Annotated in this window: 23 protein-coding genes; 13 read left to right on the plus strand and 10 right to left on the minus strand. The window is 60.5% G+C overall.

Going from position 1 to position 23,213, the window contains the following annotated elements:
- Positions 1-135 precede the first annotated feature (135 nt).
- Positions 136-2,193: a TonB-dependent receptor gene (locus ACOABP_RS30135; RefSeq protein WP_474230733.1), complete on the plus strand. Its 2,058-nt coding sequence runs from the start codon at positions 136-138 to the stop codon at positions 2,191-2,193.
- Between the two features lie 555 nt (positions 2,194-2,748).
- On the opposite strand, the gene ACOABP_RS30140 is transcribed toward ACOABP_RS30135, so the two are convergent.
- Positions 2,749-3,267 (minus strand): 3'-5' exonuclease family protein, encoded by a 519-nt coding sequence (locus ACOABP_RS30140; RefSeq protein WP_474230735.1) that lies wholly within the window; start codon positions 3,265-3,267, stop codon positions 2,749-2,751.
- 12 nt (positions 3,268-3,279) lie between these two features.
- Positions 3,280-3,567 (minus strand): hypothetical protein, encoded by a 288-nt coding sequence (locus tag ACOABP_RS30145; protein ID WP_474230737.1) that lies wholly within the window; start codon positions 3,565-3,567, stop codon positions 3,280-3,282.
- Positions 3,568-3,885: 318 nt separating this feature from the next.
- Here ACOABP_RS30145 and ACOABP_RS30150 point away from each other — a divergent pair, with 318 nt between their 5' ends.
- Complete coding sequence (locus ACOABP_RS30150; protein ID WP_474230738.1) at positions 3,886-4,188, plus strand: helix-turn-helix domain-containing protein; 303 nt, start codon at positions 3,886-3,888, stop codon at positions 4,186-4,188.
- Positions 4,189-4,644: 456 nt separating this feature from the next.
- Here the strand turns inward: ACOABP_RS30150 and ACOABP_RS30155 are convergent, their stop codons facing one another.
- Both ACOABP_RS30155 and ACOABP_RS30160 read right to left on the minus strand, forming a co-directional pair.
- A complete protein-coding gene (locus tag ACOABP_RS30155; RefSeq protein ID WP_474230739.1) occupies positions 4,645-5,019 on the minus strand; it encodes an NUDIX hydrolase in 375 nt (124 codons plus the stop codon).
- A gap of 410 nt (positions 5,020-5,429) precedes the next feature.
- Positions 5,430-6,347, minus strand: a complete 918-nt coding sequence (locus tag ACOABP_RS30160; RefSeq protein ID WP_474230741.1) for a LysR family transcriptional regulator — start codon at positions 6,345-6,347, stop codon at positions 5,430-5,432.
- Between the two features lie 140 nt (positions 6,348-6,487).
- Here ACOABP_RS30160 and ACOABP_RS30165 point away from each other — a divergent pair, with 140 nt between their 5' ends.
- Together ACOABP_RS30165 and ACOABP_RS30170 are read left to right on the plus strand one after the other, a co-directional pair.
- The gene (locus tag ACOABP_RS30165) at positions 6,488-7,252 is read left to right on the plus strand and encodes an SDR family NAD(P)-dependent oxidoreductase (protein WP_474230743.1); all 765 of its coding nucleotides are present in this window, start codon (positions 6,488-6,490) and stop codon (positions 7,250-7,252) included.
- Positions 7,253-7,337: 85 nt separating this feature from the next.
- Entirely contained in the window at positions 7,338-8,045 is a 708-nt protein-coding gene (locus ACOABP_RS30170) for a pirin family protein (RefSeq protein WP_474230745.1), read from the plus strand.
- A 674-nt stretch (positions 8,046-8,719) separates the two neighbouring features.
- Here the strand turns inward: ACOABP_RS30170 and ACOABP_RS30175 are convergent.
- Positions 8,720-9,781 carry a porin gene (locus tag ACOABP_RS30175; RefSeq protein WP_474230746.1) on the minus strand — a complete coding sequence of 354 codons (1,062 nt, stop codon included), beginning with the start codon at positions 9,779-9,781 and terminating at the stop codon, positions 8,720-8,722.
- A 197-nt stretch (positions 9,782-9,978) separates the two neighbouring features.
- Here ACOABP_RS30175 and ACOABP_RS30180 point away from each other — a divergent pair, with 197 nt between their 5' ends.
- Entirely contained in the window at positions 9,979-10,935 is a 957-nt protein-coding gene (locus tag ACOABP_RS30180) for a LysR family transcriptional regulator (RefSeq protein ID WP_474230748.1), read from the plus strand.
- Positions 10,936-10,967: 32 nt separating this feature from the next.
- On the opposite strand, the gene ACOABP_RS30185 is transcribed toward ACOABP_RS30180, so the two are convergent.
- Positions 10,968-11,909: a LysR family transcriptional regulator gene (locus ACOABP_RS30185; RefSeq protein ID WP_474230750.1), complete on the minus strand. Its 942-nt coding sequence runs from the start codon at positions 11,907-11,909 to the stop codon at positions 10,968-10,970.
- Positions 11,910-12,005: 96 nt separating this feature from the next.
- Here ACOABP_RS30185 and ACOABP_RS30190 point away from each other — a divergent pair, with 96 nt between their 5' ends.
- Both ACOABP_RS30190 and ACOABP_RS30195 read left to right on the plus strand, forming a co-directional pair.
- A complete protein-coding gene (locus ACOABP_RS30190; RefSeq protein WP_474230752.1) occupies positions 12,006-12,968 on the plus strand; it encodes a Bug family tripartite tricarboxylate transporter substrate binding protein in 963 nt (320 codons plus the stop codon).
- On the plus strand, positions 12,968-14,158 hold the full coding sequence (locus ACOABP_RS30195) for a M20 aminoacylase family protein (RefSeq protein WP_474230753.1): 1,191 nt from the start codon (positions 12,968-12,970) through the stop codon (positions 14,156-14,158). The genes ACOABP_RS30190 and ACOABP_RS30195 overlap by 1 nt, the downstream gene beginning before the upstream one ends.
- 64 nt (positions 14,159-14,222) lie before the next feature.
- Here ACOABP_RS30195 and ACOABP_RS30200 read toward each other — a convergent pair whose 3' ends face one another.
- A complete protein-coding gene (locus ACOABP_RS30200) occupies positions 14,223-14,387 on the minus strand; it encodes a hypothetical protein (protein ID WP_474230755.1) in 165 nt (54 codons plus the stop codon).
- Between ACOABP_RS30200 and ACOABP_RS30205 the strand changes: the two genes are divergently transcribed.
- The 4 genes from ACOABP_RS30205 (at position 14,343) to ACOABP_RS30220 (ending at position 16,903) form a co-directional block, all read left to right on the plus strand.
- Positions 14,343-14,615 carry a hypothetical protein gene (locus tag ACOABP_RS30205; RefSeq protein WP_474231362.1) on the plus strand — a complete coding sequence of 91 codons (273 nt, stop codon included), beginning with the start codon at positions 14,343-14,345 and terminating at the stop codon, positions 14,613-14,615. The two genes, ACOABP_RS30200 and ACOABP_RS30205, sit on opposite strands and share 45 nt — an antisense overlap.
- Positions 14,543-14,800: a hypothetical protein gene (locus ACOABP_RS30210; RefSeq protein WP_474230757.1), complete on the plus strand. Its 258-nt coding sequence runs from the start codon at positions 14,543-14,545 to the stop codon at positions 14,798-14,800. Before ACOABP_RS30205 ends, ACOABP_RS30210 begins: the two co-directional genes overlap by 73 nt.
- A gap of 42 nt (positions 14,801-14,842) precedes the next feature.
- On the plus strand, positions 14,843-16,057 hold the full coding sequence (locus ACOABP_RS30215) for an SGNH/GDSL hydrolase family protein (protein WP_474230758.1): 1,215 nt from the start codon (positions 14,843-14,845) through the stop codon (positions 16,055-16,057).
- Positions 16,058-16,480: 423 nt separating this feature from the next.
- Positions 16,481-16,903: a hypothetical protein gene (locus ACOABP_RS30220; RefSeq protein ID WP_474230760.1), complete on the plus strand. Its 423-nt coding sequence runs from the start codon at positions 16,481-16,483 to the stop codon at positions 16,901-16,903.
- Between the two features lie 632 nt (positions 16,904-17,535).
- Here the strand turns inward: ACOABP_RS30220 and ACOABP_RS30225 are convergent.
- From ACOABP_RS30225 to ACOABP_RS30235, 3 genes are all read right to left on the minus strand, one after another.
- Positions 17,536-18,585, minus strand: a complete 1,050-nt coding sequence (locus ACOABP_RS30225) for a flavin reductase (protein WP_474230761.1) — start codon at positions 18,583-18,585, stop codon at positions 17,536-17,538.
- 11 nt (positions 18,586-18,596) lie between these two features.
- Complete coding sequence (ribB, locus tag ACOABP_RS30230) at positions 18,597-19,295, minus strand: 3,4-dihydroxy-2-butanone-4-phosphate synthase (RefSeq protein ID WP_474230763.1); 699 nt, start codon at positions 19,293-19,295, stop codon at positions 18,597-18,599.
- A gap of 124 nt (positions 19,296-19,419) precedes the next feature.
- On the minus strand, positions 19,420-20,364 hold the full coding sequence (locus ACOABP_RS30235; RefSeq protein WP_474230765.1) for a LysR family transcriptional regulator: 945 nt from the start codon (positions 20,362-20,364) through the stop codon (positions 19,420-19,422).
- A gap of 105 nt (positions 20,365-20,469) precedes the next feature.
- Between ACOABP_RS30235 and ACOABP_RS30240 the strand changes: the two genes are divergently transcribed.
- Both ACOABP_RS30240 and ACOABP_RS30245 read left to right on the plus strand, forming a co-directional pair.
- Entirely contained in the window at positions 20,470-21,834 is a 1,365-nt protein-coding gene (locus tag ACOABP_RS30240) for an LLM class flavin-dependent oxidoreductase (RefSeq protein ID WP_474230767.1), read from the plus strand.
- A gap of 12 nt (positions 21,835-21,846) precedes the next feature.
- Positions 21,847-23,208 carry an acyclic terpene utilization AtuA family protein gene (locus ACOABP_RS30245; RefSeq protein WP_474230769.1) on the plus strand — a complete coding sequence of 454 codons (1,362 nt, stop codon included), beginning with the start codon at positions 21,847-21,849 and terminating at the stop codon, positions 23,206-23,208.
- Positions 23,209-23,213 lie beyond the last annotated feature (5 nt).

Below are 23,213 nucleotides of genomic sequence, written 5' to 3' on the forward strand. Positions count from 1 at the left end.
GGCGGATTGGTATGAGGTTTGCTTAAATCCTCATACGATTTCATAAAACAAAAAATGAGCCAATCGCTTTTATCCCGCTCGGCGCCGGGCCGGCGCCGTTTTGCCACTGCATCCACCCTCCTCGCCGCCTCCGCAATGACTGCACCATCATTGGGCAGGGCGGGCGGCATTCAGGAATTACCCCCCGTTGAGGTGCAAGCCAAAGCGGGCGAGATCACCACCACCGATACCGGTGTATCCGCCAATCAGGGCTTCGTTACCCGCGAGCAACTGCAGAACCGTCCGTTGCTGCGGCCGGGTGAACTGCTCGAATCGGTGCCGGGGCTGATCGTCACGCAGCATAGCGGCGACGGCAAGGCGAACCAGTATTTCCTGCGCGGCTTCAACCTCGATCACGGTACGGACCTCTCCACGACGGTGGCGGGGATGCCGGTGAACATGCGGACCAACGCGCATGGGCAGGGCTATACCGACCTCAACTTCGTGATCCCGGAACTGGTCAACGGTATTGTCTACAAGAAGGGCACGTACTACGCCGAGGAGGGCGACTTCTCGGCGGCGGGTGCGGTCAGTATGGACTACGTGTACCAACTGCCGGCCGGCATCGCGCAGATCGAGGTGGGGCAGCACGACTACCGCCGTGGCGTACTGGCTAACTCGCATGAGGTCGGGCCGGGCACCATGCTCTATGGCTTCGAATGGATGGGGAACAATGGCCCGTGGGCCTTGCCGGAGGGCGTGCACAAGCTGAACGGCGTGCTGCGCTATACGATGCCGCTGGGCGGCGGCGAGCGTATCGGCGTGACCGCGATGGCCTATCGCAATAGCTGGGATGCCACCGATCAGGTGCCGCAGCGCGCGATCAGCGAAGGACTGATCTCCCGCTACGGTTATATCGATCCGAGCGATGGTGGCTATGCGTCGCGCTACAGCCTGTCGGCGGACTGGCTGCGGCCGCTGGACTCGGGCCTGTTCAAGGCCAACGCTTACGTCATCAAGAGCCGGCTGCAGTTGTTCTCCAACTTCACGTATGCGCTGAACAATCCGGAGCGCGGCGATCAGTTCCAGCAGTTCGAGAATCGCGTGACCGCGGGTGTCAACGCATCGCGCTTGTGGTTCGGCAAGCTGGGGCAGCGCGATACGGAAACCGAAGTGGGCGTGCAGGTGCGCTACGACCGCCTGGATCCGATCACGCTCGCCAATTCGGAATCGCGCCAGATCTACGAGATGGTGCGCACGGACAAGGTCAACGAGACCAGCGCGGCGCTCTATATCCGCAATACCACCGAATGGCTGCCCTGGCTGCGCACCGTCGCCGGCCTGCGTGCCGACCAGTTTTGGTATGACGTGGCGAGCAACAACCCCGCCAACTCGGGCAATGGCAGCGATCATATCCTCGGCCCCAAGTTCAGCGTGATCATGTCTCCGGCGGATCGCACCGAAGTGTTCCTGAACTATGGGCGCGGCTTCCATAGCAACGATGTGCGCGGCGCGACCACCACCATCGATCCCGCGACAGGCGAAGCCGCGCAGAAGGTGAGCGTCCTGGTGCCCGCCACAGGCTACGAGGTGGGTGTGCGCACCCAGCGCTTTGCGCCGGGGCTGCAGTTGTCGGCATCGCTGTGGCAGCTCGATATCGGTTCCGAGCTCGTGTACTCCGGCGATGCCGGTACCACGGAGCCAAGCCGTCCGAGCCGGCGCCGCGGAGTGGAGCTGGCCGCGTACTACGCGCCGCCCGAGGGTCCGCTGGCCGGCCTGATCGTCGATGCCGACGCTGCCTTCTCGCGCGCGCGCTTCCGCGATCATGAAGATATTGGCGACTACATTCCCGAGTCGATCCAGACCACGGCATCGATGGGCGTCTCGTACAACTGGGGGCGCTGGTCGGTGGGCGCGCGCGGCCGCTACTTCGGTCCGCGGCCGCTGATCGAGGACAACAGCGTCCGCTCGACGTCATCGTTCCTGGTCAACCTCAAGCTCGGCTACCGCGTGTTGAAGGACGTGCGGGTCTTTGCCGAAGTGTTGAACCTGTTCGGCAAGCGCGTGAACGACATGGACTACTACTACGCGTCGCTATTGAAGGGCGAAACCTCGCCGCTCAATGCGGATGGCGTGGCCACCGGCATCAACGACCACCATATCCATCCGGCCGAGCCGCGTACGGTGCGGGTTGGTGTGCTGTGGAATTTCTGAGATATTCATCCACGGGCTCACGGCTGACGCAAGGTTCGCGCGTAGCGGTCATTCGCATTCACAGCGCTGATGACCGCTGTTGGCCGGCAAGAGTCGATCGCATCCCAGATTCATTGTGGAGGTGGCTCGTTGCCTGAGTTGAAGAACGCATCTTGCTCTGCGCTGTTCGGCATGTCCACGAGTCTGAAATGGGCATTTGCAGAATTCTGATCCGTCGGCGAGAATTTTGTATCTGGGCCAAAATTTCTCCATCGGGGCTGAGATCCTTGGCATGGCTCGGGCCAGGACTTCTACTCGGAATGGCGCTCCGGCTATGGGTTTCCGGTCGATAGACCAAGAATCTCGCAAGCCTTGCAGAACTCTCTTCCGGTACGACACCACTGTGACTGAACAATAAAGTCCGAGAAATCGTGACAATAAAGTCTGAGAACGCTTGGCCTGGAAAGCTTGGTTTGCGTCTGGCTTGGTTCTCAGACTTTTTTGTCACTACACGCATCACTTTACGTTTCGGGTAGCTGAGACTTGGCCAGCACCGTATAGGTGTCCTCAAAGATACTAGAAACCGCAGGCGTAGGCATTTGCCCGGGCGTCATGCAGCGCGTGATGTTCGCCGCCGTTCTTTCGAAAATATGCCGCCCGGCGTGCTGCGTTGAGTCGCCCGCTGATACTCTCGAACGCCCAATGATGGGGCAACTGACCATCAAGTAGAAATTGCAGCATGACAAGGTCCACGGCATGGTCGTAGCAGATCACCGGCTTGAATATGGAAGGGATGGCTGCGACCCACTCACGCAGTTCCTGTCTTAGGCTGTCCAGAACCATCGCCCTGCCGTCGATTTGACCGAATTGCGGGACCACAACCGCTCGAACGAAGTCACTACAGCGCTCCGGATTGAAATCCGTGCGCTCACCGTAGAACTCAATCCCGGTCTCCCCAACGAGAGCGATGCTGAGCAATTCAGGGGCCTGAAAGTCGCTGAACTCTGTGTCAATAAAGTAGCGGTTGCCCCACCCATAGTGGTTCTCGGGCGACATTGACCAGTGCATTGCATCATGAAATCGCGTATCAGTCATCGCATTCGCGCACTAGGTTTGCGGGGCCTGCCAGACGCGCCGACCCCGCGCATAGCGCGTTGCAAAGCCGTGCGGCACTGAAAATTCCCGGCCGGCCGTTGTCGTGAAATAGGTGGCGGTTAAGAATGCTTCGTGGGTTTCGCTGTATTCACTTACCCCGACTCGTATCTCACGCAACGGATCCAAATACCAGTTCTCACTCTGACGGGCCCCACCGGTGCTTACCACTGCGGCGCCGCGCAACACCTCTGTGCCATCGAGGAACTGTTGTAGGGAGACGGCGCCGCGGTTGAGATCCATCCAAACGATTCGTGGTACGCCCCGAGCTCGTTTCTCCGACACTCGGAGAACCAGTAAGTCGCCGGGGGTCCATTGCTCCATTACTGCCCACACACCTGCACCGTCGCCGGCCAGCGCCGACAGAAGCGGCAACCGATTTTCGTCCTGAATCAGAAACATATGCCTTAAAACGAATAGGCCACTTTTCTTGAAGGGCGCTCCTTAGAGCGCCCTCGGCAAAGTAGTCGTCATTCCGTGACCATCACGTATTGAACACTATAGATTGTAGCCCTATAGTGTTCATCGAGGCGAGATTGTGGGATTTGCGCTGCTCTTCCCATGACGCTGAGAGAGAATTTTGGTAGTGCGCTGCGCACTGTGAGGCGATTCCGTAGAGTTCCGCAAGAGGCGCTGGACGTGGTCTCCAGTCGGACGTATGTCAGCAGCCTGGAGCGGGGATTGAAAAGTCCGACGCTCGACAAGATCGACTCCATCGCCGACGCTCTCAACGTACATCCGCTTACGTTGGTAGCGCTTGCCTATTTGAGAACTCGTTCGCAGTCTGAGCAACAGAGCATCCTTGCGAGCGTTGAATCCCAACTCCGGGAACTCTGGGAGTTTGAAAGCCAGACGCAAGATTGAACTCTGTCTACACGTACAGCGCATGAGTTTTACGGCAATGCGGCTTTCGGCTGATAACTCTTCAGCCTATGGATGCACATTCCACAGGCGTCACGGTATGAAGTGCGGCCCGTACTTCAGTTCTCCCTTAGACCGTTACCGTGCTACATCAGACAGCGATCTCACGCCAGCAACGAGAACGCATGATCGCAAGTTTGCTCGAGCCACGTTCCCTCAGCGCACCGACGCCGATCACCCCAAGGCCGTATGGCGCACCAACGCTACGCAGACGTACATGACGGCCACGGCAATGATCCCTCCCGCCAGGCAAAGGTAGTACCGCGCACCATGACATGGCAGCTCGGTATGGAAATGGTGAATTACCCGTTTCATTGGCTTCTCCCCAGTGCCTGATCGCGTTCTGTCATGGCCTGACAGTTGATAAGGCAGACAAGAGCAAACAGCGTGCCTTAGCGACTAGCGATCGCATACGAGAAAGACGTCGCTCACGATCCGGCGCGTGGCCGGACTCACGCCGAGCTGCCCGAGATCATGCCGAGACACCCAGTCACAGTACGCGATCTCGTTGAGGGGCCGGGGTGCCGCCGCCTTGGCAAGGTTGGCTACGAACACATGGTGGACCGTGGTGGCGCCCACAACCTGGAACAGGAAGGACAGGCCGCGTGCCTGCAAGTCGGTCTCCTCCTCGAGCTCGCGAAGCGCCGCGTCGGCCAATGTCTCGCCCTTGCCCGGCCGTCCGCCCGGAAGCACCCATCGCTGCCCATCCTTGGAAACAAGCAAGACCCGCTCGCCCCGAATGCAGACGACGGAAGCTCGCATTTTTACTTTCATGATTCTGCGCTATGTGTGAATCCGCAACACCAGCGATGTTACATCGGCCACGCTCGCCGTGACCGCGGTTGCGCCATAGCAAGCGGGCGTCGCGCCCGCCGCCCGGCCATTGCCTCACCGTCTGCGGCCTGCTCTTGCGCCGCTGGTTCGACCCTCGCTGGAACAGACAGTCGCCGCCCAAGGCCCGCGGTGTCCCGTTCCAGCAGTCCCACTGAAATGTGCGTGCTGGCCGAGATTTTGCAGAACGGGTTCTGCGCCCTCGATGTGTAGGCACCAGCCCAACTTTTCACCCACTTGGCAGCCTCGCCCTCCAAGACTAGATCTGAAGATGCTTTCGAAATGGAAACGTTTGAGATCGATCATTGCGTGAATGCAATGAGGGGTGCCGACCGATCAACTGCGCCACGGCATCATTTCGGCCATCGCCATGTTGGATCGCTGAGATGCGCGGCGAAATAATCGGACAGCGCCGCGACTTTCGCGGGTCGCGCGCGCGCCGACGGCGTGACGAAATAAAGCCCGCCCTTTGTCAGCGACCAGTCAGTGAGGATCGCTTCAAGACGGCCATCGGTGAGATATTCCCCCGCGATGAACTCAGGCAGTTCTGCGATGGCAAGGCCCTCGAGCAGCGTAGGCAAGAGCGCATCGGAGTTCGTCACGCGCAGCGGTCCCGTCGGCATCACCGGTTCCTCCTCGCCTGCGTCGTTCGTGAAGCGCCATACATCGCTGCGCGCGCGATACGCATACGAGAGGCATGGCCTGTCTATCAGGTCGCGCGGATGCATGGGCCGTCCTTCACGCCTCAGATACTCTGGCGACGCCACCACGAATTGCGTCACCGCGCACAACCGCCGCGCCACCAGTGAGGAATCCGGCAGCGCAGCAATACGCAGTGCAGCGTCAAAGCCATCGGCCACCAGATCGACCGACGCATCGGATAGATGGAGGTCGATCGACACCTCCGGATACATGCGGAAGAAGCCCGGCAACAGCGGCGCGACCCAGCGCAGCCCGAACGACATCGGAGCAGCGAGGCGCACGAGTCCGCGGGGCTGCACCGACATCTCGCGCGCGGCGCTTTCTGCCTCCTCGGCCTGGCGATAGATCTCACCGGCCTTGTCGCAGATCGTCCGGCCAAATTCGGTGAGCGACAGTTGGCGCGACGTGCGGTTGAAAAGCCGCGCACCCAGCCGGTCTTCCAGGCGGGCCACGGCACGCGAGACCGTCGCCACCGATACACCCATGGCACGCCCCGCAGCCGCGAACGATCCCTCCTCGGCCACCTTCGCGAACATCGCGAGTCCCTCGAAATCAGGCAGCTTCGCCATTTGCTCTCATCTTTTCATTTTTGCAACGATGGATTGCAATCAATTCTATTTCGAAAAGGTCAGGCCGTCGATATTCTCCTCACATCGCAGCACGCAACACCCACGCAAACACCCACTGACTGAACGCAAGGAGCAACACCATGGCACGCAAACTCGACAACAAGATCGCCCTCATCACCGGCGCAACCAGCGGCATCGGCCTCGCCACCGCTCAGCGCTTTGCCGCCGAAGGCGCACACGTCTATCTCACGGGTCGCCGTCAAGCCGAGCTCGATGCCGCCGTGAAAAGCATTCAAGAAGCGGGCGGCAAGGCGACCGGCGTGCGCGTCGATTCGACGAAGCTGAGAGACCTAGACGCGCTGTATGCGCAAATCCAGGAAGAACAGGGCCGTCTGGACGTGCTGTTCGCGAACGCCGGCGGCGGTTCGATGCTGTCGTTCGGCAGCATTACCGAGGACCATTTCGACGATACCTTCAATCGCAACGTGAAGGGTGTGCTGTTCACGGTGCAAAAGGCGCTACCGCTGCTCGCCAAGGGTGCATCGGTGATTCTCACGGGATCGACGGCAGGTAGCGCGGGCACGGCGGCATTCAGCGTGTATGCGGCTTCGAAGGCTGCGGTGCGCGCTTTCGCACGCAATTGGATCCTGGATCTCAAGGACCGTCAAATCCGCGTGAACACGATCAGCCCGGGAGCGACCCGCACCCCTGGCCTGCTGGATCTTGCCGGTGACGATACTGCCCAGCGCCAGGGGCTCGCCGACTACCTGGCAGCCCAGATCCCGATGGGGCGCCTCGGCGAGCCTGGCGAGATCGCAAGCGCGGCTCTGTTCCTGGCCTCGGACGACGCAAGCTTCGTGAACGGCGTTGAATTGTTTGTTGATGGCGGCCAACAGCAGATCTGAGCGTAGCGAGGGTCCGTGGGTTGCGGTGGAGGCGGCCTCTGCCGCTCGCAAAGCCGCACCCTGCGTACCCGAACCGAACGCCGTCATGACTGAACATCGACCTTTTCTTTCCCTTGGCGCCATCCCACGCGATGATGTCCACACGCGCCAGCATTTCAGCGTGGACGAATCCGGACGCGACGACCATACGCAACTCGGTCCGCTCCACGTATGGAACGACGTTGAATTCGCGCCCCACGCGAACCTCGGCCTACATGCGCACCGCGACGTCGAGATCGTGACGTGGGTGCGTTCAGGCGCCATCACGTACGAAGACGACGCGGGCAATCGCGCGCGTCTGGTCGCAAATTCCATCCATGTAATAAGTGCCGGAGCCGCAATCCATCACGCCGAGCGCAACCAGGAAAATCTACCCGCCAGGCAGTTCCAGATCTGGCTACGTCCGCGCACACTGGCCGGTACGCCGCGCTGCTCGACGCGAGTGTGTTCGCTCGGGTGTCGCGAGGGCCGATTCGTGACGCTGGCGAGCGGCGATCCGGAGGATGTCCGCGCCGGCGCCCTGGCTATTCACGCCGATGCGCGGGTGCGTATCGCGACGCTGCGTGAAGGCACGGTGATGCAGCACGGTTTGCCGATGTCCGGTTCTGCTTATTTGGTCGCAGATCATGGGCGACTGGACGTAGGGCCGATCAGGCTGGCGCGACGCGATGGCATTGCCATTAGGGGTGAAAGGTGGCTCACGTTGAGAGCGCTAGACGACACAGATGTCGTGATGGTGGAACTCTTACGCTAGATCAAGCGCGCCAGTGAGAGTCGACAAGGGCCTGCTTAGGCCAGCATCAAAGTCGGGGCGGAGGCTCTTCTGAAATGTCGGCACGGGCGTGCGCTTTGTGCAGGAGCGGGGGCCTTCCTGATGGGGATGCTGCGGGCGGTGGCGCTGACCGCCGGACACAGAGGAGCCAGGCACAGGGTGAGGCGCGCGACCGCGCTGTAAGGCGCCTTCCGGCTTCAAGGATAGCTGACAGCTACTAGCGAATACAGAGAATCGTGGAGGCCGAGGCCGCCGCGCATACGTGAGTGGCTCAGAACGACTGTCAAGTCGCCACTGGCACCGGCGGGCCCAGCCCCAAATAGGCCAGGAGCCGCCACTCGCCTGGGCGAGTATGAAGGTCCAATTCAACCGGACACGGCCGACTGCTACTCCTCCCGCAAGAGACGCGCTTCCAGAGGATCTGCCTGCTTATAAAGCATGGTGCCCCAGAGTCCGGCAAGTGCGTAACATCCACTTTCACCGATTTACCGTTGGTAAAAGGGCTGCTTCTCTAACAGAGTGAAGGTATTTCAAGTTGCATGTGATCCGTGTTTGGCGATATGTGTACGATCGGATTTAGCATGGCAACAAGCCATCTCGCCCTGCAGAGAATCGGCTCCTTGACTGCGGCGACGCCGTACCCTCCATCCCGAGCATCAGAACCGATGCGTGATTCCAAACGCGCTGACCAGCACATCGCGACCCGCAGAGGTAAGGGCGCTGTCCAGCGTCAACGTTGCATTGCCGCTGTTGGCCAGGTAGGCCAGCCGGCTGTAGAGCGCGGTGCGCTTGGAGAACTGGTAGTCATAGCCCAGCAGCGCGGCGACGGTGTGATTGTCAGCGCCCGATACCACACGCCCGACCACGGATAGCCTGATGATATGTGGGCCGTAGGGTAGCGTGAGGCCCAGCAGGTACGCGTTGGCAACGTGTCCGGTGGCTTGCTTTGGCACAACGAGGTTGTAGCCGAGCGAAATTGTGTTGTCGCCGAGGCGGTATGCCACGCCCGCACCGTAGTGGTCGGTAGCGTCGGATTGTGCGCTGCGCACGGTATTCACCGAGATCCCAACGTAGAGTGGCCCACCTTCATACTGGGCCAACCCGCCTGCGTAGTGAGCGGGTGATCCGGTGGTGTTCGATGTGTTAAACCCGTACAGTCCCTGCGCCGAGAAGCCATTTAAATTCGGAGTGGTGTAGCTCACGGCACTAGGCACTCGGGAGTCTATGGCTACGGCGTTGCCCCCAAGGTCGCTCGCCACATATGCGACGTTCGATATGATCGACAGCTTTGTGAGCGCGTAGGGGTCCACTTGTGACGACAGGGGGAAGATAGTCGGAAATTGCCGACCAAGCTTGAGCATTCCGAACTCACGAGAGCCTAGCCACAAGTTGGCTTCGCGATTGAATAGCGTGCCTGCGCTTTGCAGCGTCCCGGTGTCGGTGTTTAACCCGGACTCGAGACGAAATCCCGCAAACCAGCCACGCCCGAAGTCTTCTGCGCCTGTCATACCAAAGCGCGATGTCGAGCCGGCGCCGCTGGACATCTGAACTGAACTGCCCCGGCCACCGGAATCAAAGCTGACATAGCTGTCGACTGCACCGTACAAGCTGACACCCAACGCGTGCGCTGGGCATGGCGCGAACGCACAAGCCGTGGCAAGAATGGCAGTTGCGGGATGTTGTAGTGCATCGAGGCGGTGATACGTGGGGATGCGCATGTCGTCACACTGATCGTTGTGGAGATATCCTGTCCGCGGTGAGCGAATTGCAGCGAATCGTAGCCACATGGACATTTGGCAGGAAGCCGAGCCCGAACCGGCGTGTCAACCGCTGGTTGACACGCTTGTTCCACGTCGACATGCTTCGGACACTGCATACTTACGAGAAAAGGCGCCTTGACGCCATGGGGAGACGCATGACGATTGGCTTGAAATTGCATCAGCTCGAATGCTTCGTGGCCTTGGTGGACCGTGGCGGCGTACGCAAGGCAGCGCTTGAGTTGCAGCGGTCTGCCACCGCCGTCAGCAAGTCCATACGCGAGCTGGAGTTGCAGGTGGGTACTCCGCTTGTCGAACGGCACGCACAAGGCATCGCACCTACCGATGCGGGAGCGACGCTACTGGCTCACGCGAGGCTCGTATTAGGACAGTTACATCGTGCCGGTGAAGAGTTGACGCACCTTGGCCCTAGCACAGGTGGATCCGTGCGCCTGGCTGTCACGCCATGGTTGCTGCAGAGTGTGCTGCCCGCAACGATTCGCGAGTACCGGACGCTGCGGCCCGATGTAAAGCTCTTCATCAGCGAACATCTCGGCGATGAGTACCCCGGCGTTCGAGATGGGAGCCTGCATGTCGCGCTTGGCCCGCCTCCGGACGCATCGCAGCAAGGCGTGTTGGACGTCCGGAGGCTTTTCAGCTACGCCTATGCGGTGGTCGGGCGGCTTGGGCATCCTGCGTCCGATGTACGCGAGTTGAGCAAACTGAAGGGGTACGACTGGCTGGTGAGTCGCTCAGTTGGCCATCTATCGCAAGCTTTGCGTGAGTTCTTCCGTGCGGCCCAGCGTGGCAAGGTGGAGCGCTTTCACGTTGCGCGGTCGGTCCAGGCGGCATTGGCGATTGTTCGCGCCACGGACATGCTGACAATCGTGCCTTGGCCACTGATCGAGACGCATGAAATGCGTGATCGTTTCACGGCCCTGCCCCTGACAGAAGAGCTGGGTGAAAGCGCGACTTGCCTGGTGACAAGACGCTTTGAGCCCATGCCGGGACCAGTGATCACATTCATCGATTGCCTGCTGAAGAACACCCGCGAGCAGCAGGCGTCCGCCGACCCGTGTATTCGGCGGGTCTTAAGCATGGTCGATGCGCACTGAGGCCGCGCGCACCTGTCGGCGTATTTCTTTTCTTACCCCTTGCGCAGATAGTCGCACAGTAATGCCACGCCGCGGTGTGTCGGTTGGTCTGGGGCAAGCAGGCCAATGGGTGGTAGTGCGTCGCTTATTCGCACCGGCAGGCAATGCAGGAGCCCGGCATCCGTAAAAGGCTGCGCGATACTGCGCGGCGAGATCGTAAGCGCCTGTCGCTCGCGCATGTAAAGCAATAGCATCGGCAGCGAGCGGGTAGTGACCGACGTGCGCTCCGGCACGGAGCCACATGGCTCGAACAGGCCTTCGAAGGATTGCCGCATTTGCGAACCCAGTGGTGGCAGCAACCACTCGTAGTCAAGTAAGTGCTCGGGCCGAATGATGCGCCGCCTCGATAGCGGGTGATCCGGCGGCGCGCATACCTGGATCCGATCTTCGAGCAATGGCGTAAATGCCCAACCGACGGCGGTCGACGACGGCGCGCGCAGAAGCGCCACGTCGAACAAGCCTTGCGCAAGACCCGCCTGCACGGCCTCGCGAGATTCCTCTGTAACTTCAATGCGCAACTGCGGATGACGGTGCGTGAATGTTGGTAGGGCGACGCTAAGCACACCCGTCACACCTCCGGTAATCGCTCCTACTCGAACAAGGCCCGCGCCGCCGAAGGCACTTGCGGCGAGCGATTCGGCGCAGTCAGTGGCGGAGCGCAGCAGACCGCGCAGCGAGGGCAGCAGATCGGCACCGGCAGGAGTCGGTCTTACGCCGCGTGCGTGGCGCTCGAACAGCCGCATTCCGACAAGTTGCTCGATTTCTGTCACGGCCTTCGTGGCTGCGGGCTGACTCATGCCGATATCGCTCGCGGCGCGCTGGATGCTTCCAAGTTCCGCCACACGAACAAGAAGTTGCATATGCCGCAGCCGGGTACCAGCAAGCAGGCGATTGAGCAGTGTGGAGGCAAGGGCCACGGGAGATTGGCTGGACATATTCACATATCGAATAGCTGATGTCGATATTACATTTGTGCGTGATTGACGTCGAGCCTGATACTAGGCCATCTCAGGAAACCAGAGGAATGCAAGATGCCAACACGACGCGCGATGGTCCTATCTTTGAGTCTTGCGGTGGTAGCGCCGTTGGCCATGGCGGCTGGCGCTTACCCAGAGCGGCCGGTCGCGGTCGTCGTGCCTTTCCCGGCCGGCGGCTCCGTGGATGCGATCATGCGATTGTTGCAGCCGCGCATTATGCAGGAACTCGGCCAGCCTCTTGTCATCGAGAACGTTGGTGGTGCAAGCGGGGCGTTAGGTGCATCCAAGGTGGCGATGGCTCAAAACGACGGCTACTTATTGCTGGCTGGTACGATCAATGACGTCGTTCTGGCGCCCGTATTCAACCGCAGCGTTCGCTATAAGCCGCAGGATTTCATGGCGGTGGGCATAATTGGCTCCACGCCGTCGCTGCTTGTTGCGCGCAGGGACCTGTCTGCCGATTCGATAGACGCCATCATCGAGCGCCTGCACAGCAAGCCTGAGAGCTTGACCTACGGCAGTCCGGGCATTGGGACCTTCCAGCACCTCGTCATGGAAGACCTGGAAACGCGCGCGGGCGTGCGCATGGTGCATGTGCCGTACAAGGGTTCAGCACAGATCGTCAATGACCTACTTGGCGGGCAAGTGGACCTGGCTGTGATGGTGCCCAGTACCGCGTTGCCACATATTCAGGCCAAGCGTCTGAAGGTAATAGGGCTGGCGCAGTCGCAGCGGCTGCCTCAGTTCCCGCAGATTCCTACGCTTAATGAAGGCCGGCACGTCAGCGGAATCGATGCGGCAGGCTGGATGGGGCTCTTTGCGCCCAAGGGACTGGCCGCCGATCGCGCGGCACGGCTGCGAAGTGCTCTGTACGCGGCACTTGCAGACAAGGAGATCATTAGGCAGCTATCGGCGATAGGCATGCAGGTCTCTGGGCCTGACGAGCGTCAGCATTTTGGTCAGCAAGTCGAGCGTGACGAGGCAAAGGCACGGAGCCTTACGGTGAAGGTGCGGTAATGCAGGCATTCGAGACAATCGCGGACAACCCCGAGTTCATCCGCATCCGGCGCGACTTGCACGCCCACCCCGAGCTTGGCTTTGCAGAGCATCGCACCGCAAAGCTGGTGGTAGAACGGTTGCGTGAATGGGGCTGGGCGGTGACAGAGGGAATCGGCCGCACGGGCGTCGTTGGCACCCTGCAGCGGGGGGCCAGCACACGTGCAATCGGCTTGCGCGCCGACATGGATGCGCTGCCGATGCAGGAATCCAATCGTTTTGCACACCGCTCCCTCCATGATGGACGCATGCACGCCTGCGGTCACGACGGCCACACCGCGACACTACTCGCCGCCGCCTGGTACCTTGCACGCCATGGCGACTTCGACGGAACGGTCCATTGCATTTTTCAGCCCGCCGAAGAAGGTGGGCAGGCCGGTGCGCAGGCGATGATCGACGACGGCCTGTTCGAGCGCTACCCGTGCGACGCAATCTTCGCGATGCATAATTCGCCAGGTCGCCCATTGGGACACTTCGGTGTACGGGCAGGCTCCTTCATGGCCTCAAGCAATCGCTTTCGCATTGAAGTTGAGGGCATCGGTGCACACGCGTCACAGCCGGATGCCGGCAGTGATCCGCTTGTGTGTGCGGCGCAGATTCTACTTGCACTGCAGACTGTCGTTTCGCGCAATCGGCCGCCGTCCGATGCGTCGGTTCTGTCGGTCACGCAGGTGCACGGTGGCGACGCGGTCAACGTTATGCCTGACCGTGCCTGGCTCGCTGGTACAGTGCGTAGCCACGATGCCGCAGTGCTGGACCTTATCGAGCGCCGCATGCAAGAAATCGTGCGCGGGACGGGCGAAGCGCTCGGCTGTATTGCAACGCTCGAATTCGAACGCTCGTATCCACCACTGGTCAACGATGTGAAGCAGACCGATTTCGCCGTGGAGACTATTTATGAACTATTTGGTGCCGATAGCGTGCAGGTTGACGTACCGCCGCTGATGAATTCAGAAGACTTTTCGTTCATGCTGCAGCGGAGGCCGGGCTGCTATGTGCTGATAGGAAACGGCGCTGGCGACCACAGGCTGCCCGGACACGGAGACGGACCGTGCATGGTCCATAACCCGTCCTATGACTTTAACGATGAACTGATTGCGTGGGGGGGGGCATATTTTGTTGGCCTTGTAGAGCGGTTTCTGCGTCGATGAGTCATATCCGTTTCGCACTCGGAAGCAGACGTTCTTGAAGGGGCGAGCGGGCCGATCGGCGCGTTCATTTTTGCGCCACTGAATCCATGCCCGAGCCGACCAAGTCAGAAATCAACGCCGACATCTTGACCGCGCTGCAACCCTGTTTGCCCGCCATGGGTTCGATCACGCGTCGCTCCAGCAAATTGCCAATGCTGTCAACTATTCGAAAGCCGGGTTGCTTCATCATTTTTCAAGCAAAATGGCGATCTACTCGGCCGCGGTCGACACAGCGCGCGCACATGTTGGCGCTACTGACGTGTGTGGAGGACATGCCGGTCGGCATCGAGCGCGACAGGGTGATCGTCGAGGACTGCCGTGCAGTTCACTTACGAATGGCCCGGCGTGTCCGCGCTGGCCAACCGCATTGCCGAGAACGAACCCGACGGCGATCCACAACTTGTGGAGATCGGACTGATTCTTTACCAAGCCCTGGGCATCGACCTCAAACGCATCGATATCGAGCGGATCGTGCGCGTCACTACTGCGTTTTGTGGGCTCGGCATCGCGGCCATGCAAGCCGTGCGGGCCGACATGAAGCGCAAATGGCAGCACCATATCGTGCGGTTTGCCATGGACGCGCTCGGGCACGCATCGCACTGAGCCCGCCGCGCAAATAGGCGCACGAACATCAAGCTTTCTAACATGAACAATGCATCCAACACAGTCGCCACGTGGGTAACCATCCCCATCACCGAGCAAATTCTGCGCGGCGCCATCGAGATCGAGCAAACCGGACGCGGCGTGATGCCGCATCGCCTGCCCGCCTGGGCGCGCGCGCAATGCAACGATCCCCAACTGGCGATGGCCGAATCCCAACCTTCCGGCGTCAGGCTAGTGTTCAGGTCTCGGGCCACGGAAATCGAACTGGATGTCATGCCCACGCGGCGCGTTTACCTGGGTGCACCGCCCCGACCGGCAGGCGTGTACGACTTGCTTGTCAACGGCCGCCTGGCCTGGCAGTGCAGTACGACCGGCGGCGACACCGTGACGATTGACATGTCCACTGGCACGGCGTCAAAGCAGACGGGGGCCGTCAGTACGATCAAGTTCGCGGGTCTGCCCGACTATGACAAGTCAATCGAAATTTGGCTGCCTCATAACGAAACCACCGAGCTCGTGGCACTGCGCGCCACGGCACCCATCGAACCGACAGCATCACCCATTGGCGACACCGGACGCAAGGTGTGGCTTCATCACGGAAGTTCCATCAGCCATGGCTCCAATGCGGAAAGCCCCACCGCGATCTGGCCCGCGCTTGCCGCGCTTCGCGGGGGGGTGGAATTAATCAATCTTGGGTTGGGCGGCAGCGCCTTGCTCGACCCCTTCATGGCACGCACGATGCGCGATACCCGCGCTGACCTCATCAGCGTGAAAATCGGCATCAATCTCGTCAATCTGGACCTGATGCGCGTTCGCGCGTTCGTACCCGCCGTGCACGGTTTTCTCGATACGATACGCGACGGCCACCCGCACACGCCATTGCTTGTCATCTCGCCGATTTACTGCCCGATTCACGAGGACACGCCCGGCCCGGGCGCATTCGATCCCAATGCATTGGCTGCGGGCAAGCTTTCGTTCGTCGCCACCGGCGATCCGTCCGCACGGAAAGAGGGAAAGCTAACGCTGTCCGTCATCCGTGACGAACTGCACCGCGTCGTGCAGCAGCGGTCCGCCAGTGACCCCAACCTTTACTACATCGACGGACGCGTTCTCTACGGCGCGGAGGATTTCGCCGATCTGCCTCTTCCTGACCAACTGCATCCGGACGGGCCGTCACATCGGCGCATCGGCGAGCGATTCGCACGGATCGTGTTTGACGATGCGGGGCTCGTCGCATCAGGCGCTGGAAGGTACTGAAACCAGCGTGTGCTCTGCATGACCAGCTAGATTCGCACGAAACTGGCGATGGAGGCGTGGCCAGCGACTTCGGCCACGTCTAGGCGGCGCTGCCGACCGCAGTCTTCCAATCCTTCCGGAGCCAGGCGATGGATGGCTGCTTACTGGTTCTGTCCAGTCACACTGCCTCAGGCTCCGAGTGCCCCAGAGGGGTCGGTCAGAGACGGTTGACCACTCGGGCCTGGGCAGTCGGCCGAAGCCTGACAGGGTTGGTCTGGAAGCGTTATCGAGAGGGAGCCAGGCGCTGGGCCTCGCCTCCTACAACATTTATACTGGCACCCGCCCCGAACCCAGCCAAAGCGCGCAAAGAGCATGATACGAAAGACAGAACCGACAATAGAGTTCCCGAGAGAGAGAACCGGAAGGACGTCGAAGCCAATGCCGATGGCACTGACGCTTGGCGTTTTGGGAGTCTGGAGCGTCAGCGCGACGGCGCAAGTACCGTTACCAAATAATGCGGACCTAAAGGCAGCCTATTGCATTCCAGTTCTATCTGGGATGGTTAAGGCAGGAGAAAATAATATGAAAGTGCTCGCCGGCGATCCCTCCTATGTCTCTTTGAGGCAGAGCACAGCCACAATGTTGGAGGAAGACAGAGAGCGCCTTACGCGGACGCAACGCTATTTGCTCCCGCGCCTCGGTAAGTTAGAACCCACAGCCATTGCCGCTGCGCGCCAGCAAGGCATTGAGGATTCCGCAAAGCATTCCAAGCTGGCTAACAGTTGTTTTCCACCATCCTGCCAGATGCCCGATGAATTGGAGAACAAGATTCTTTTATGCAGTAACACCAACTGGCTACCTTTCTAGGGAATTGCCGATCAATGAGGTTTGCGCTTGCGGTCACCTGGTCGGGAGATCGAAGAAATCGGGGACGAACCCGACAAAGCAATGCACGAGCCCAGCCCAAGCGCCCGCTTTGCGGTGCGGCCGGGGAAACGATAAGGCGCCAACGTAGACAGCCTGGGAACGTCCGCTTCCGGGAAAGGCGAAGGGCCGCTCAGGGTCGCGAGCCGCCAACTGAGCCAGGCCAGCCTGTGATCGTGGGCCGACGGCCGGGACCGGCCATCAACCGCCCCTCACGCGTCGAGTTTGTGGACATTCAGACGTCCGCTCCCGCTCCGCAGAGCGACATTGGCCAGGTCAGATACATTGGCAAGCAGCCGGTTTGGCCCGTACCGCAGCGCATCGCTATCGCGTACGATGAAGAGTGCGTCGAGCCGACGGCACCGAGCATAATCTCGATCCAATCATCCAATCACCGGCGAGGCTAGTCCGTAGGCAACAGCAGAAGTGAGAGAGCCGCCTACTGTCTCGCGCACTGTTTAACCACCCCGGAAGAACGCAAGCATCAGTTGAATGCCCTCATCAAAATCGCTCCCGTTTTTCCCAAGCACCCGCCGCCTTAACGCTATGAGCCCGCATGGCGGCGCCAATAGCACTCAGCGACGGCCCAACTGGCGCGAGAGGCGTTGCCCGGCAGCCTTCAATGCATCCGGGACAGGCCCCGTCCATTCAGGATCCAAACGGTCACTGGGACATGTTGTGGACAATGCCATCACCATCTCACCGGTCGCATCGAACACAGGAACGCTGAAAGCATTGACGGTCACCTTGTGCCGCGCGGATGGCGCGGCACCGACCGCGCGTGCCAAGCCGTGTGCACGTGCCTCAGTGAGTCGTTCAGCGAACGCCTCTCGGTCGTCTGCCCCCAGTTCACGCCGCAAGGCTTCCTCAACAACCTCGGGACGCTGGAAAGCCGCAAATGCCATCCCCGTTGCAGATTGCGTGAGACTCACAACGACGCCTGTTTGCAGATAGGGGCTGACAGGCGCGGTCGACGGCTCCCATCGCACAATGGTTGGCCCCAAATTCCCCCATACGGCGAGGCCTACTGTGCGTTGGCCAATTTGCTCGCAGATCTCTGGCAGCGCCGCGCCGGCCAGGCGCAAGGCGTCAAGGCCCGGCAAGCCCAAAGACTGACTGGTTGCGCCGGCCAGTTCACCAAGGTCATGGGCAAAGGTGACCATGTAGCGACCATCACCAAAAGCCAACGGCCGATGCGCCGAGCGTCCCATCCGCTCTACACGCCCGAGGTACACCACATGATCTCCACCCGGATACGCAGCCACCTTTTCACATTCCAGCCAGGCGGCAGCGCCATTGATAATAGGAACCCCGCCTAAGCCGGACGTCACGGCGATGTCCCGAAATTTGTCGTCGCCGGATTTAGCAAACTGGTTCGACACATGGATCTGGTGCTCCGCCAGTATATTGACGACAAATCGATCTGCATCTCGAAATGCCGGGTAACTGCTTGATGTCAGCGACTGGCTCCACAAGATGAGCGGTGGGTCCAGCGATACGGAGTTAAAAGAGTTGGCGGTCACGCCAAACGCCTTGTTGGTGCCGTCCACTGTAGTGACTACGGTCACGCCAGTCGTGAAGGCGCCGAGCGTCCGACGCAACTCGCGGCGGTCAATTTGGTTCATGGCAGGTCCTTTCAAAGCGCAGGGACAACAGCCTGGGTGTTGGCTGGCGCGGCGGCGGCCCGGCGGAACGCCACCAACTGTGCGATGGAGATCATCGTCAAACGATGCTTTGCTGCAAATCGGATCAAGTCAGCACGACGTGCCATGCTGCCGTCATCGTTGACGACCTCGCACAGGACTCCGCCAATGCCTCGACCCGCCATTTGCACGAGGTCCTGGGCCGCCTCTGTGTGACCGGGGCGTTCAAGGACGCCCCCTGGTCGACTCCGCAGTGGGAAAACATGGCCCGGTCGTGCAAAGTCCGTGGGGCCACTCGTTGGATCAGCCATGGCACGAATAGTCGCCGTGCGATCCGCGGCTGAGATGCCCGTGGTAATGCCCGCGCACGCATCGACACTGACTGTAAAGGCCGTACGATACGATTCGGTGTTCGCCTCGACCATCAGTGGCAGCGCCAAACGATCCAACACGCTGCCTGGCATCGACACACATACGACGCCGCTGGTATGACGGACCATGAAGGCCATGGCGGCCGGCGTCATCGCGCTCGCGGCCATGATGAGGTCCCCTTCGTTCTCGCGGTCCTCATCATCGATGACGACAACAAACTCGCCGCGCGCAATAGCCGCGATGGCGACTTCGACACTATCAAGGTCCTGTGCGACGTTCGCGGGAACGATGTGCGACGTCTGTATCTGCATGGCCTCCATGGCCTGTCTCCCTTGTGTTTGACAGGCCAAGTCTAGATTCGCCACGGGGCCGGGCACAAATTGCGGAGGTGAATGGATCTATATCGAACCGTAATAAATAGGGCAGCGCCGTTACGGCGGACAGTCAGTCCTGTGCTTCGAGTTGTGTCTTGAAGTTCTGCCGCAGGAACGCCTGGAAGTTTTGAGCCGCAGCGCTCAAATCCGCCTTGCGTAACACCACGCTACCGTAGCGACGCGACGCCTCGAGGTCGGTGACCGTCACCGTCACACGCGTTCGCTTCGCATTGTTCTGCACCATGGAACGCGGCAAGAACGTGATGCAGTGCCCCGCATCGATCATGCCGAGCAACGTTGGCAGGGTTGCGACGGTCGCCGCCTTTGCCGGGTCGAAATCAACGCCACGCTTGCGAAAAGCCTCGGCCAACTGCTGGCGCAACGTCTCGTAGCGGTCTAGGAACATGAGGCGATGGGGCACAAGCTTTTCCAGGGTGACCGTCTTCACGCTGGCCAACGGATGCTTTGCGGGCACAACCAGGAGCATCTTTTCCTCGGCAAGCGACTGGAACTTCAGTCCACGCGGCGTGCCATCCAGCGCCGTCACGCCGATATCGGCTTGCCCTTCCACAACACTGCGAATGACCCGTTCGTAGGGCAGGTCACGCAAGACAATCTGCAGGTCAGGATATCGCTCCGCATAGGTATGGATAAGGCGGGGCAAGACCGTTGCCGACAACATGGGCGTGGCAGCCACCACTACGCGGTTTCGCTCGGTCTCCGAGACCACGTTGAAGCGTTTGAGCACATCACGCAATCCACTGACCGCTTGCTCTGCCGCTTCGCTAAGCAGCAACCCTTCCTTCGTCGGTTCCATGGAGCGCGTCGTGCGCTGCAGCAATTTCACGCGGAGCTTGTCTTCCAGCCGACGGATTCGGTTCGTCACCGCTGGCTGTGAAAGATGCAACTTCTGTGCAGCGACGCTAAAACTGCGTTCGCGTACGACCCAAAGGAAAGTCTCCAGCTCAGCAAGGTCGAGACGGGTCAGCGAGGGGCGGTCGGTCGATTTATTCATGGTCGTTATAAAACTATCACACCCGGGAAATTGTGCACATCAGGATCGACGCCAATACTGCGCTCTCAACACGTTGTGTTTTTCGACCGAGAGAAGAGACCGAACATGAGCAAAACGCCTCGACAAATGGCCCTCGTCGCCTTCCTGCAAGCCCAAAACTGCTCCAATTATGTGGGCTCGTGGCGGCACCCTTCCAGTATGACCGACTACCTGTCGCCAGAGTACTACCAGCGCATTGCGCGCACGCTCGAAGACGGCAAATTCGACATGGCGTTTTTCGATGACCGCCTGGCCATGCCCGACATCTACGGTGCGAGCCATCGTGACACGGTGAAGTACGGGGTGCGCGCAGTCAAGCTCGAACCCACATCGGTGCTGATGGCCATGGCGATGGTGACTTCAAAACTCGGCCTGGGCGCCACGTACTCGACAACCTATTACGAGCCGTTTCATGTCGCTCGCCTTTTTGCCACCCTTGACCTGATGACCAAGGGGCGGGTGGCCTGGAACGTGGTGACGTCGATGAACGACTCTGAGGCAGCGAACTTCGGACATGAAGAGCATCTGGAGCATGACCTGCGCTACGACCGTGCTGACGAGTTCATGGAAGTGGTGATGGGTCACTGGGACACTTGGCGTGAGGGCGCGATGAATCCGGACAAGGAGACCGGTCTGTTCGCGGATCCCGACATGGTGCGTCGACTCGACCACGTCGGGCAGTTCTTCCAATCCCGCGGTCCACTCACCGTACCTCGATCGGCGCAAGGCCATCCTGTCATTCTGCAAGCCGGCCAAAGCGGCCGGGGCCTCGCCTTCGCGGCGCGCTGGGCCGAAGTCGTCTTCGCCAAGTATCCAACGCTGGAAAACGGCAAAAAGCAGTATCAGGCGCTGAAAGACGGCGTGGCTAACGCCGGGCGAGATCCCGACTCGCTCAAGGTCGCTCCGGAACTGAAGATTATCGTGGCAGATAGCGAAAGTCAGGCGCAGGAGCAGCGCGAACTCATCGCCAGCCTGTCTCGCCCCATCGACGGTCTGACGATGATTGGCGAGACCCTCAATATCGATTTCTCGGGCCGCCCCTACGATCAACCGTTCACTGACGAGGAACTAGCGGCAGTGTCCTGGCAAAGTCTGCGCGACAAGGTCGTGCAAGTGAGCGGCAAGCGCAATCCTTCGGTGAAGGACTTCGTTGAAGCTTCGGGCCGCGGCACGCTTAACGACGGCCCCGTGTTCTGCGGCACTGGCGTACAGGTGGCCGACCAGATGGAGGAGTGGTTCAAGACGGCGTGCGATGGCTTTGTGCTGTCGGCCACGTCAGTGCCGGGCACGTACGAGGACATCGTGCGCCTGGTGATTCCAGAACTGCAAAAACGTGGCCTGTTCCGCAAAGAGTACGGCGATAGCACGCTACGCGGAAATTTGGGGATGGCGCGCCCAGGCGCAGGCGACTGGCGTCGCGTTGCGGCCTGAGCGGGAGTCATCATGACGCAAACTGTACGCATGATGTCCGCCAGTGGCATTCTCGGCTATGGATTTCCCGAAAGCTCGTTGCAAGCCGCGCTGGCGTTGAAACCGCACATGATTGGTGTTGACGGCGGCAGCTCAGACCCCGGTCCCCACTATCTTGGGTCTGGCAAGACGCTGAACTCGCGCCTTGCCATGAAACGGGATCTCTCGTTGCTGCTGCGTGGCGCCATCGCCAACGGCATTCCCATGATGGTCGGCACTTGCGGCGGTGCGGGCGGCGAGCCGCATCTCAAGGCTTGCGCTGAGATCATTCGCGAAATTGCCGCCGAGCACGATCTGCATTTCAAGATGGCGCTGATTCACGCCGAGCAGGACAAACCATTCCTGCTCGAGCAGTTAGCCGCCGGCCACATCAAGCCGATCGGCGGCGCGCCGGACTTGCATGCTTCCGAACTCGAGCAGGCAGTGCGCGTTGTCGGGATGATGGGTCCCGAACCGTATCGACAAGCCCTTGCCGCCGGCGCACAGGTCATTCTTGGTGGGCGCGGCACTGACCCGGCACCATGGGTGGCATTAGCCATGCATCACGGCTTGCCCGAAGCCCCCGCATGGTACGCGGGCAAGATCCTGGAATGCGCGTGCAATGCCGCCATCCCCAAGAAGCACGACTGCCTGATGGTGACCGTCGGCCCAGACTTTGTCGAAACCGAGCCACTCAATCCGGAGCTGCGCTGCACGCCACTATCCGTCGCCGTGCAGGCACTGCACGAGAACGCGAGCCCGATCACCCGATACGAACCAGGCGGCATTGTCGACTCGAGTGACTGCCGTATCGAAGCATTGACGGACCGACGGGTGCGTATCAGCGGCATGCGGTGGCTGGCGCGCCCCTACTCCATCAAGCTGGAAGGCGTCCGACATGCCGGCTACAGCGCGATCGCCTTGGCTGCCACCCGTGATCCTGGGTTGATTAGCCAAATCGACAGCTTCATGTCCAGCGTACGCACCGCAACGGCCACAAAGGTCGCCGCGCTCGGCATCGGTCCCGATGACTATCGGTTGGTGCTTCGCCAGTACGGCCGCAACGGGGTGATGGGTGCGTGGGAGCCCGAACAAAGCGCCGCGCCCGTGGAGGTCAGCATCATCGCTGAAGTGGTGGCTCGCACTCAGGACATTGCCAACGCGGCGCTCTCGCTGGCACGCGTCACGCTCCTCCACTCCGACTTTCCGGGTCGCATGTGCCGCGAGGGAAATATGGCATTCCCGTTCTCCCCGTCCGACATCGAGCGAGGCCCCATCTACGAATTCATGCTGCAGCACGTGCTGGAAATCAACGATCCGCTGCGCATGTTCCCCATCGAATACGAGCAGGTCTAATCCGC

It is taken from the genome of Cupriavidus sp. HE11, from assembly GCF_056097175.1.

Bases quoted from the DNA above. Each gene is read 5' to 3' on its own strand.
- ACOABP_RS30135 (WP_474230733.1), top strand. From the start codon at position 136: ATGACTGCACCATCATTGGGCAGGGCGGGCGGCATTCAGGAATTACCC.
- ACOABP_RS30140 (WP_474230735.1), bottom strand. From the start codon at position 3,267: ATGACTGATACGCGATTTCATGATGCAATGCACTGGTCAATGTCGCCC.
- ACOABP_RS30145 (WP_474230737.1), bottom strand. From the start codon at position 3,567: ATGGATCTCAACCGCGGCGCCGTCTCCCTACAACAGTTCCTCGATGGC.
- ACOABP_RS30150 (WP_474230738.1), top strand. From the start codon at position 3,886: ATGACGCTGAGAGAGAATTTTGGTAGTGCGCTGCGCACTGTGAGGCGA.
- ACOABP_RS30155 (WP_474230739.1), bottom strand. From the start codon at position 5,019: ATGAAAGTAAAAATGCGAGCTTCCGTCGTCTGCATTCGGGGCGAGCGG.
- ACOABP_RS30160 (WP_474230741.1), bottom strand. From the start codon at position 6,347: ATGGCGAAGCTGCCTGATTTCGAGGGACTCGCGATGTTCGCGAAGGTG.
- ACOABP_RS30165 (WP_474230743.1), top strand. From the start codon at position 6,488: ATGGCACGCAAACTCGACAACAAGATCGCCCTCATCACCGGCGCAACC.
- ACOABP_RS30170 (WP_474230745.1), top strand. From the start codon at position 7,338: ATGACTGAACATCGACCTTTTCTTTCCCTTGGCGCCATCCCACGCGAT.
- ACOABP_RS30175 (WP_474230746.1), bottom strand. From the start codon at position 9,781: ATGCGCATCCCCACGTATCACCGCCTCGATGCACTACAACATCCCGCA.
- ACOABP_RS30180 (WP_474230748.1), top strand. From the start codon at position 9,979: ATGACGATTGGCTTGAAATTGCATCAGCTCGAATGCTTCGTGGCCTTG.
- ACOABP_RS30185 (WP_474230750.1), bottom strand. From the start codon at position 11,909: ATGTCCAGCCAATCTCCCGTGGCCCTTGCCTCCACACTGCTCAATCGC.
- ACOABP_RS30190 (WP_474230752.1), top strand. From the start codon at position 12,006: ATGCCAACACGACGCGCGATGGTCCTATCTTTGAGTCTTGCGGTGGTA.
- ACOABP_RS30195 (WP_474230753.1), top strand. From the start codon at position 12,968: ATGCAGGCATTCGAGACAATCGCGGACAACCCCGAGTTCATCCGCATC.
- ACOABP_RS30200 (WP_474230755.1), bottom strand. From the start codon at position 14,387: ATGATGAAGCAACCCGGCTTTCGAATAGTTGACAGCATTGGCAATTTG.
- ACOABP_RS30215 (WP_474230758.1), top strand. From the start codon at position 14,843: ATGAACAATGCATCCAACACAGTCGCCACGTGGGTAACCATCCCCATC.
- ACOABP_RS30220 (WP_474230760.1), top strand. From the start codon at position 16,481: ATGGCACTGACGCTTGGCGTTTTGGGAGTCTGGAGCGTCAGCGCGACG.
- ACOABP_RS30225 (WP_474230761.1), bottom strand. From the start codon at position 18,585: ATGAACCAAATTGACCGCCGCGAGTTGCGTCGGACGCTCGGCGCCTTC.
- ribB (WP_474230763.1), bottom strand. From the start codon at position 19,295: ATGGAGGCCATGCAGATACAGACGTCGCACATCGTTCCCGCGAACGTC.
- ACOABP_RS30235 (WP_474230765.1), bottom strand. From the start codon at position 20,364: ATGAATAAATCGACCGACCGCCCCTCGCTGACCCGTCTCGACCTTGCT.
- ACOABP_RS30240 (WP_474230767.1), top strand. From the start codon at position 20,470: ATGAGCAAAACGCCTCGACAAATGGCCCTCGTCGCCTTCCTGCAAGCC.
- ACOABP_RS30245 (WP_474230769.1), top strand. From the start codon at position 21,847: ATGACGCAAACTGTACGCATGATGTCCGCCAGTGGCATTCTCGGCTAT.